This is a genomic window from bacterium (assembly GCA_018812485.1).
Classification (GTDB): domain Bacteria; phylum JAHJDO01; class JAHJDO01; order JAHJDO01; family JAHJDO01; genus JAHJDO01.
On sequence record JAHJDO010000027.1, the window covers coordinates 1 to 9,954 of the forward strand.

General features: G+C 40.6%; 12 protein-coding genes. All 12 read right to left on the reverse strand.

Annotated elements, in window-relative coordinates:
- Window positions 1–83: 83 nt before the first annotated feature.
- The gene (gene purE, locus KKC91_01870) at window positions 84–623 is read right to left on the reverse strand and encodes a 5-(carboxyamino)imidazole ribonucleotide mutase (GenBank protein MBU0477298.1); all 540 of its coding nucleotides are present in this window, start codon (window positions 621–623) and stop codon (window positions 84–86) included.
- Entirely contained in the window at window positions 616–1,182 is a 567-nt protein-coding gene (locus tag KKC91_01875) for an HAD family hydrolase (protein MBU0477299.1), read from the reverse strand. The genes purE and KKC91_01875 overlap by 8 nt, the downstream gene beginning before the upstream one ends.
- A gap of 31 nt (window positions 1,183–1,213) precedes the next feature.
- Entirely contained in the window at window positions 1,214–2,434 is a 1,221-nt protein-coding gene (locus tag KKC91_01880) for an OFA family MFS transporter (GenBank protein MBU0477300.1), read from the reverse strand.
- A 64-nt stretch (window positions 2,435–2,498) separates the two neighbouring features.
- Complete coding sequence (locus KKC91_01885; GenBank protein ID MBU0477301.1) at window positions 2,499–2,885, reverse strand: DUF368 domain-containing protein; 387 nt, start codon at window positions 2,883–2,885, stop codon at window positions 2,499–2,501.
- 76 nt (window positions 2,886–2,961) lie between these two features.
- Window positions 2,962–3,729 (reverse strand): PTS sugar transporter subunit IIA, encoded by a 768-nt coding sequence (locus KKC91_01890; GenBank protein MBU0477302.1) that lies wholly within the window; start codon window positions 3,727–3,729, stop codon window positions 2,962–2,964.
- Window positions 3,730–6,237 (reverse strand): HAD-IC family P-type ATPase, encoded by a 2,508-nt coding sequence (locus tag KKC91_01895; protein MBU0477303.1) that lies wholly within the window; start codon window positions 6,235–6,237, stop codon window positions 3,730–3,732.
- 66 nt (window positions 6,238–6,303) lie between these two features.
- Complete coding sequence (gene greA / locus KKC91_01900; GenBank protein ID MBU0477304.1) at window positions 6,304–6,780, reverse strand: transcription elongation factor GreA; 477 nt, start codon at window positions 6,778–6,780, stop codon at window positions 6,304–6,306.
- 27 nt (window positions 6,781–6,807) lie between these two features.
- Window positions 6,808–7,179 (reverse strand): DUF2294 domain-containing protein, encoded by a 372-nt coding sequence (locus tag KKC91_01905; protein ID MBU0477305.1) that lies wholly within the window; start codon window positions 7,177–7,179, stop codon window positions 6,808–6,810.
- A 1-nt stretch (window position 7,180) separates the two neighbouring features.
- Window positions 7,181–7,642, reverse strand: coding sequence for a DUF2889 domain-containing protein (locus KKC91_01910; GenBank protein ID MBU0477306.1), 462 nt, complete (start codon window positions 7,640–7,642; stop codon window positions 7,181–7,183).
- The gene (locus KKC91_01915; protein MBU0477307.1) at window positions 7,639–7,830 is read right to left on the reverse strand and encodes a hypothetical protein; all 192 of its coding nucleotides are present in this window, start codon (window positions 7,828–7,830) and stop codon (window positions 7,639–7,641) included. Before KKC91_01915 ends, KKC91_01910 begins: the two co-directional genes overlap by 4 nt.
- A 10-nt stretch (window positions 7,831–7,840) precedes the next feature.
- The gene (locus KKC91_01920) at window positions 7,841–8,731 is read right to left on the reverse strand and encodes a phosphoribosylaminoimidazolesuccinocarboxamide synthase (protein ID MBU0477308.1); all 891 of its coding nucleotides are present in this window, start codon (window positions 8,729–8,731) and stop codon (window positions 7,841–7,843) included.
- 48 nt (window positions 8,732–8,779) lie between these two features.
- Window positions 8,780–9,954 (reverse strand): phosphoenolpyruvate carboxykinase (GTP) (locus KKC91_01925; GenBank protein MBU0477309.1); only part of this gene is annotated, 1,175 nt, incomplete at its 5' end.

Below are 9,954 nucleotides of genomic sequence, written 5' to 3' on the forward strand. Positions count from 1 at the left end.
AACTATGTCTTAATCCGCCCAATTTCTTCTGAAATTCTCTCCAAATCCTTTTTTCTGCTTTCAATGTGCATTTTTATCTTTTTTTATTCTACTTCTCTTCTTCTATCTTTCTTTAATTTCCCATTTTGCAGGACTCTATTTTCATTTTTTGCTTTAACACTTTCTGCTATTTCTTTCTTATATTCTTTCACCTTCTCTTTTATTTCTGAGAATTTGACTCCCAAGATTTGTGCAGCTAAAATCCCTGCGTTCTTAGCTCCTGCCTTGCCAACAGCTACAGTTGCAACTGGCACGCCAGACGGCATCTGAACTATGGACAAGAGAGAATCCAATCCTCCAGACAACTGCGTTTGCATAGGGACGCCTATCACTGGAAGTGGAGTAAGTGAAGCAATTACACCTGCTAAATGCGCTGCTCCACCTGCACCGGCAATGATTACCTCTAAACCTCGTTCTTCAGCACTAGAGGCATACTCATGAGCCCTTTGTGGCGTGCGGTGAGCCGAAATAATGTTTATCTCATAAACTATACCAAATTTATCGAAAATATTAGCTGTCTCTTGCATCACCGGCAAATCAGAATCACTGCCCATAACGATTCCTACAAGAATCTTCTTATCCATTTTTGTTGACCTCCTCTTTTTTACTATTGACATTCCCCCTAATCCAAATAGCTGCTTCATAAATATCATTGGCAATAAAATCAGGCTCCTTTGACAATTCCTGTCTATGTTTCTTGCCATGGCCTGTCAACAGATATACAGAACCTGCCCCGACTCTGGCTGCCATTTCTATATCATGCGGATGATCACCTATCATATAAGAATTTACCAAATCAATATCATAATTTTTCTCCGCTTGCCTTAAGAAATATGGGCTGGGTTTGCGGCAGATACAATTTTTTTCTTTTGTATGCGGACAATAATAAATGTGTTTTATGGTGATGTCCTCATCTTTAAGAAGTGTTTCAAAATATTTGTTAAATTGTAGGAACTCTTCCTCACTAAAAACTTTCTTCCCAATTCCTGACTGGTTAGTAACAATAAAAAGTAAAAATCTTTCCTGTAAAATCTTTAACGCCTTAATAGCGCCAGAAATAAAGATAAGTTTTTCGGGAGAACAAAAATCTCCCACATCTTCATTTATTGTTCCGTCTCTGTCTAAAAATACCGCCTTATTCATTTTTATATCCAGATTAATCTTTTTGGTAATTTCATTTTGCTTTAGGAAGATTAGGTGGTTTTAAAAACAAAAACGTGATTACACCTCCTGCTGCGGCTAATATACCTGCAACAGTAAAGGCAAATAGGTAACTCCCTGTTGCATCGTAGACTACCCCTCCAAGCCAGGGGCCTGCAAAACTCCCCGCCCCATAGCCTATAAATACCAATCTATAATTTATTCCAAAATCCTTTGCTCCAAAAAAATCTCCGGTAGCTGCCGGATACACCGCCAGAAAACCTCCAAAGCATAACCCAATAACTCCTGCTGTCGCATAAAGAGCAAAAAGTGTCGTCATGTGGGGCAAGAGAATCATCCCCAGCGCCATAATAAGAAAAAGAACAACTATGATATTCTTTCTTCCAATTTTATCAGAAAGAGCGCCAAAAAATATTCTTCCTATGCCATTAAAAATAGCTAAAATCGTTAGATTAAAAGCCGCCTGCATAGCTGTGTGGCCAATATCATTGGCAAATGCAGTTAGATGTCCGATTGCCATCATTCCTGCTAACATTGATAAAAAATATGTCACAAATACCAACTTAAATGTTGAAGTTTTCAGCATCTCCATGAGAGAAAAATCACTAGAGCTAATTTTAAGCCCGACTCTTTTTTGCGCTGCCCATCCCGGAGGACTCCAATTGGCAGGAGGCGCTTTTAGAAGCTGTGCCGCGCCTACGATAATTACTCCAAAACCGGCGCCATAGATTAACATAGTCGTTCTCCAGCCATACAACTCAATGAACCGCGCTGCCAGAGGCGCAAGAAAAGCTGACCCGAAGCCAAATCCAAATATAACAATCCCTGTTACTAGCCCTCTTTTATCCGGGAACCATTTCACTCCTGTGGATATCGCAGGCAGATAACCCAATCCTGTGCCAATACCCGCTAACAGACCATAGCTAATGTATAACCACCATAGGGATTGTGTAAAATATGCCAGAACCCAGCCTAAACATACAAATGCCCCGCCTAAAGTAGCGGTAACTCTCGGACCATATCTTTTCTCGCACATACCACCAACCACCATAAATACAGAAAAGACAAGAAGCAATATTGACACGGCTAGAGAAGTTTCTCCTCTGCCCCAACCAAATTCTTTGGCAATAGGCATAAGAAATACTCCCCATGCATAGGCTACGCCAAGGCACATAATAATCAAAACCCCGCCTATTACCACAAACCAGCGATGTTCTAGCTTTTTTTCAGTCACCTTTTCTTCCTCTCCGTCACAGAAAAAGCTTTTACTTTTTTACCAAGCTTTCCAGACCTAGTTCCTAGAATGAAAACCATAAAAACCCAATAATTAAAAAGAACATATTTTTAACTGACAGGCCTCCTGTCCTTTTATAAAGCAAAACTCCGGAGGCAAGTATTAAACCGGGAAAAAAGGCATAATTAATAGAGGTAAAGTTCTGCAGAAAAAAATGTATCATATTGGACATAAGCAAAATTGCTAAACTAATGCCGGCAAATAATGGAATAAATAATCTGGAATTTATATCCTTTATATTTTTACTTGCTTTTCCAAAATCGCCCTTCAAAAAATACAGAATAAATTTAAAATTTATTTTACTTAGCGAATGAAGCAATCTTTCATAAATGCCAGTAATCAGCGCAATTGTTCCGCCGGAAATACCGGGTATTATATCTGCTGTCCCCATACATAACCCCTTTAAAAATATAGTCAGTGTCTCATTTAGCTTCATATTATCCGTTCAATTTAATTTTTATTCCACCTTACACTATGCCAACGCGTTTCCTCTCCGCCGATAGAATACAATTCCTCAATTCCTCAATATCCACAGCCTTTAACCAATTCTTATCAAAGTCTTTATCCTGAGCAATCTGGGCAATAGCTGCCAGAGCACGGAGATAGAAATTGCGTTCATCAGGAGGGCCAACCAGAACAAACACGGTATGAACTCCCCTGGATACATCAGGAAAGATAACTCCTTCTGGACAACGAACCAAAAGAATGTCAAATTCCTGAATTCCTCTGGCAATGGCATGTGGTATGGCAAGTCCATGAGAGATCACGGTGCTGACCTGTTTCTCTCTTTCCATCAATAGATTAAAGAGTGTCTTCTTGTCTATACCTACCCGCCTGGAGAGCATGGCCGATACCATCTTAAACATCTCTTTTAAAGATATAGAGCGGTCTATATCCAAAATCTCGCATTTTTTTATCAGACGGTCAAACCTACCCTCAACAATCCCTCTCTGCTCGATTACAATCTCCCTTAATTCATCGCGCAGCGTATCGTCTCTTAACTCTTTGGGAATAATGCGCTCTACAGTATGTATGCGGGCAGAAGCTTTTATCAATCGCCTTCTTATGAGCTTCTCAAGTTCAACAGCTAAAAACCCTGCCGGGGTAATTAAAAGTATAACTAACCACCACTCAGGAGGGAAAGGCACTGTTTTAAATGGACTAACTCCAAATAAAGGAAGAGAATAGACCAATAGAACTTGCAGTCCTAAAGTTGTCCCCGCGCCTATAAGCACCTATTTATTTGAGAAGGGGCTAAAGGTAAATGCCGAGCCTCTTACTGATCTGGCGGTAAACAGGTAACAAACTTCTACAAAGATCAGCGTGGTGAATGCGGCTGTCCCTGCCTGAGCAAAATCACGCAGAGACAAATAAACGAGACTGAATACAGTAAATACTGCGCTTGTCTCCGCAATAGATACTAAGCCAACCCTCTGGAGAAAAAAGGCATTAGCCAATGGCTCGCTAATGTCACGGGGAGGCATATCAAGTATCCCCTTCTCTTTTACTTCCATGGCTAAAGGTATGGCGCAAGCAAGGGCTATAATCAAATTTACCCATAGGATTTGTATCGGTTCTAAGGGAAGACGTTCGGCAAAAATAGGTATAAACGGGGAGAGCAATATTGCTCCCATCATCACCATAACCTGGCCGCCGTTTGTAGGAAGTAAATACAGAATAACCTTCCAGATGTTGTTGAAAATATGTCTGCCTTCTTCTATTGCGGCGACAATACTGGCGAAATTATCATCAGTCAAGACCATATCAGAGGATTCTTTACTTACCTCAGTGCCGGTTATTCCCATAGATATTCCTATGTCCGCTCTCTTTAGCGCTGGAGCATCGTTTACCCCATCGCCGGTAACAGCAACAATCTCGCCTCTTTTATGCAGCTGTTCTACTATCCTAAACTTGTGTTCAGGAGCAACCCTAGCATACACTGATACTTTATCCACAACCTCAGATAATTCTATATCGTTCATTCTTTGTATCTCTGCCCCGCTCAAAACCCTTTCCTCCCCTTCGCCTATCCTTAATTCTCCGGCAATAGCTTTTGCCGTCTGCGCATGGTCGCCGGTTATCATCACTACTCTTACCCCTGCTCCCTTACATTTCCTGACTGCTTCTATCGCTTCTTCTCTGCACGGGTCTATCATTCCCTGAAGCCCGAGAAAAGTTAGCCCATCCAAATCTTCTTCTGGAGTGAGTGATGTCTTCTCCTTATCCACAACTTTATAACCCATACCAAGCACACGAAGAGCGTCTTTCGCCATCTCATCCGATTTAGATAGTATTTTTTCGATCACTAAAGGCTCAATATCCCCATCTATTAACTGGTTTTGACACATCCTTAAAACCCTCTCCGGTGAGCCCTTTACATAAACAATGTTTTCCTCTTCTCCTTTGTGCAGAGTAGCCATATATTGCTCCTCCGGCTCAAAAGGTATTTCATCTAATCTTGGAAGTTTTCCCGTAATACCGGCTTTAGCTGCAGAAACAATCAAAGCTCCTTCAGTAGGGTCGCCTTTGATGCTATATAATCCTTGCTCGCTTTCCTCAAGCAGAGCATTGTTACAGAGGCAGCCTGCCCGCATAGTCTCTATCAATTCTTTACTTAATTCTACCAAGCCATGCGCCTTATCGCTTAGAAGAACCTCTCCCTTAGGTTCATAACCAACACCGCTTAAACGGTAATCTTTTCCCCCGGAGTATATCCTGGTTACGGTCATCTCGTTGCGGGTAAGAGTTCCTGTCTTATCGGAGCAAATAACTGTAGTGCATCCTAAAGTTTCTGCTGCCGGCAGCCGCCGGATAAGTGCGTGGCGTCGGGCCATAGATATTGTACAAAAGGCAAAAGTGGTAAGTACCGCTGCTGGCAGCCCTTCGGGGATCCCTGCAACAATTAGCCCTATGGTAGTCAGGAACATATGCACAGCCCCATAGCCGAATGCTAATCCCACAATAAAATTAATCACACCCAGTATAGGGATGACAATGATAAAAAACCTGGTAAAGCTGGCTATTTTCTTCATTATTGGTGGGGTGACTCTTTCAGTCTCTTGCATTATTCCCGCAATCTTACCTATCTCTGTCTGCTCTCCTGTTCCTACAACAACGCCCTCTCCCCGGCCACGTGTAACAAAGGTGCCACTGAAACATATACAGCGCTGTTTCTCAAGGGTCAAATCTGGTTTTGAAATAGGGCTAACGTTTTTTGCTACCGGCAATGACTCTCCAGTAAGCATTGCCTCATTTATGTTCAGGTTTTTTGCCGAGAATAGACGTAAATCAGCCGGAACACGATTACCGCCTTCAAGCAGAACCACATCACCAGGAACTAATTCTCTTGCAGGAATAATCTTTTTCTTCCCGTCCCGAAACACAGTACACTCCGGCACCATCATCTTTTTCAGGGCTTCTAAAGCGGTCTCGGCCTTTCCTTCCTGAATAAAACCTATTGTTACCGTGCCCAAAACCACAGCTAGGATAACTCCCATGTCCATAAATTTACCGAGAAAAAAGCAGACAATAGCAGCAAATATCAGCATATAAAGCAAAGGATTATGAAACTGGATAAAAAATCGGATAAGAGGATTGCGACTCTTAACCTTCAGTTCATTATACCCATATTTCTCATGCCTTGCCTTTGCCTCATTAGAGATAAGACCACTGTTAGTAGAGTCTAATGCTTCAAATACATCCTCAATTGACAACTGATACCAGCTTTTTCCATTCAGCAACATACTTGCCTCCTCTTTCACCTCAGTAAATCGTCTTCTTTTAACCTCAGCCTCAAAAGATTTTTGTTATCATCTGGATATCTTTAGTATCTTATATTTTAAAATCCCAGCGGGAACCTTAATCTCAACTGTCTCATTTTTCTTATGCCCCAATAAGTCTTGAGCTACTGGAGAAGAAATAGAAATCTTACCTTGTGAAAAATCTGCCTCTACTTCTGATACCAGAGTATATTGAAGTTTTTCTCCTGAGTCTAAATCCTTTAATTTTACTATTGCTCCTATTAACACCCTATCCGCAGGAATATTTTCATAATCAATAATTTGTCCGCGGCTTAGTTTATCTTCTAACTCAGCAATTCTTGCCTCATTTAAGCCTTGGGCATTTTTAGCTGCGTCATATTCCGAATTTTCGCTTATATCTCCATGCTTTCGAGCTATTCCTATCTCCTTAGATAGTTCTCTGCGCCGCACAGTCTTTAAATATTCCAGTTTCTCTCTTAACTTCTCATAACCTTCCCTGGTTAAATAGATATCTTGTGTGCTCATTCCTAATCTCCTTAATTCTTTACTTGATTAGTCCTGCCAGATTTTTTCTAAATCCTTATCTAATGTAAAAATCTCAATGCGCTCGCCTGTCTCTGCATCAAAACTTGAGTGGATGTCAATCACCTCGGCATTAGTTAGGTTCTTAATCATTGTTTCTAAAAGGGGCTTCGCTCTTTCTATAAGTTTTGCTTTTAGTTCCTCTAGCAACTTTACCCCTTCTTGATTCCTGGCCAAATTTCTTTCTGCAGGAGGCAGGATTCCCTTGAATCTAATTATTATTGTGTCACCCACTACTTGCGTAATCACTTGCTCAGCCTGCTCGCCCATCTGCTCTTTTAAAAATTTGGTCATTTCCTCGCTTACCGCAGACTCAATCTCTTGCTTTGATTTTCCATTCATCTTAAGTTCCCTCCTTTTGTTCAAAAGGACTGATCTGTTCTTTATAACCTAAACAACTATTTTTCAACCTTTCTATTAAGACTTCTCTTTGCTCTTCTATCTTCAACCCCATGGTTTCTATCTTTAAAGAAGCCTGAAAAACACCGCGCGCTGTATCCATAATAAGATCCATTAAATGCATACACCCTTCTGAACCGCCAATAACCTCTTTTACCTTGCTGTAAAAGCCATCTTGTATTTTTACACCTTTTAACTTCTTTATCTTTGGCACTGTTTTAAGGCATGTTTCGTACGGAACTTTTGTCATCTTTGCTTTGATGTCTAATATCTTTAAATCATTTTTATTTGCTATTATAGTTACTTTTATTCTGTGCTGGCTATCTAACATTTCTGTCTCTGCTTTTATTTTATTGTTACTTACCAACTTAGCACTAATTGTTTTTGTCCGCTTGAATAAACTCATATCTCACCTGTCTCATCTCTATTAATATTTCCTTTATGCCTTTTATAGATAGGGCATTTGGTTAGACAGAACTCATACACCCTATCTTCAGGAAGCTCAGAGGCCTCTGTATGCTCAATCCTGGAGCAATGAATTTTATGTTTAAAAACCGGACAATAGATTTTTTCTGGATAGTCCTTATTAGACATTTCTATCCCATTAAAGCTCTTTATCCGTAATCATTTTAAGGGCCTGTATATATTTCTGGGTTGTTTTTTTAACTATTTCTTCAGGTAACTCCGGACCAGGTGATTTTTTATTCCAATCCAGTGTTTCCAAATAGTCACGGACAAATTGTTTATCAAAACTAGGCTGGCTTTTGCCAGGTTCGTATTTTTCTTTTGGCCAGAAGCGAGATGAATCAGGTGTGAGCACTTCATCTATTAAAGTAATCTCGCCATTTACTTCGCCGAATTCAAATTTTGTGTCGGCGATAATTATGCCTTTTGATTCTGCATATCTACTCGCTTTTTCATACAGAGTCATGCTTATATCTTTTAATTTCGTAGTAATGTCTTTCCCGACCATTTTCTCAACACATTCTTGGGTTACATTTACATCGTGCCCCACATCTTCCTTTGTTGCCGGAGTAAAAATTAGTTCGGGCAACTTGTCTGATTCTTTAAGTCCTTTAGGTAACTTTATGCCGCAGATAGATTGAGTTTTCTGATATTCTTTCCAGCCAGAACCTGAGAGATATCCTCTCACTACACATTCAATTGGCATAGGCTTTGCCTTCTTTACTAACATTGCGCGACCTTGTAATGTTTCTTTATACTTTAGTAACCTTTTAGGAAAATCATCGACATGGGCTGTGATCAAGTGATTTTGGACAATATTTTTGGTGAACTCAAACCAGAATACAGAAAGTGCAGTCAGAACCTTTCCTTTATTAGGAATAACTGTAGGCAGAACAACATCAAAACAGGATATACGGTCTGTTGAGATAATTAACAGTTTATCTTGCAGATCATAGACATCTCTCACCTTTCCTCTTTTAAAAAATTCAATGTCTCCAAGCCTTGAAAATCTCAGTGTATCATTGCCCATATTGAATACCTCCTTATGTTCTTCCATTTATCCTTACACGAAGTTTAATTACTCCAGTTCCAAGCTTTCAGGAGAAATATAGTCACCAAAGTGCTTTTGTGCTTGAAGTAAGCGATCCCGCTGCTGACTAAGCACCTCAAAGAGCGCCTGTGGTGCATCAGCAAGGTTCTCTCGATGAAATCTCTCCACCCGTTCAAGTTTGGCTAAATTTTCAGGAACGCGAATGGTGAATTGCTTAATGTAGTCTTCCTTTGCGTAATCCTTATCCAAAACCTGCTTGAAAAGAATACGCAGGTTCTCATATTTAGGAATCCAGCCCGTAGGACCCTTTATCGCATACACCTCATTATGCACACGCAGCTCCATCCACTTCACCCATACATGCTTGTCCCGAACACCGTTTAAGAATTTGCCTTCTTTATCTCGAAGAAAATAGTTAACGCCAAAGACAAGAGATGTTTTCTTAAGTTTCTTACCAAATTCTAAGTTATTGCGGATATACTTACCTAAAAGAATAGAGATAAAATCCTGAATGCTCATAAGATTTATCTCAGGGACGCCCTCTTTGCCAATAGTGGCAAAGGTTGTTTCTGTTTCTAATGCAGCGCCATAGGCAATAATACCATGCTCCCAATTAAAACTCTGCTGCACCGGCACATAGCTTTTTGCATCGCGGCCGCCATACATTATGCCGTCTAATGCCACGCCCTTTGGATTATCTAATTCAGGATCAACATTCTCTAAAACTCCCAAATCTACAGCGTAACGAGCATTTTTGTGTGCCGGAGGAATTTTGTTGCCTTTATTATCAGTTTTGCCCTCCTGCCAATTTCCGGAAAAATTTACTCCTTCTTTAGGAAGCGCGCAATCCATACCTAACCAATATGGCCTGCCATCCTTTACCAGAATATTGGAAAAGATTACCTCACCAGGCGTAGTAAGTACTTTATGGATAGCAGGATCATCGGCAGAATTAACATTCTGGATAATGCCGAAGATTCCGGCTTCAGCATTCACTGCTTGGGCACAATCATCAATATTGCGAAAGTAGGCAATATCATCACCCACAATAGTTTCGCCAGAAAGCATTGCTGTAGAAGTCTTGCCGCAGGCACTGGGAAAAGCCCCTGCTAAATAGGTCTTGCGGCCATTCGGGCCGTGAACCCCCATTAAGAGCATATGTTCAGCAAGCCAACCTTCTTTGTCTGCTTTGCGAATGGTAA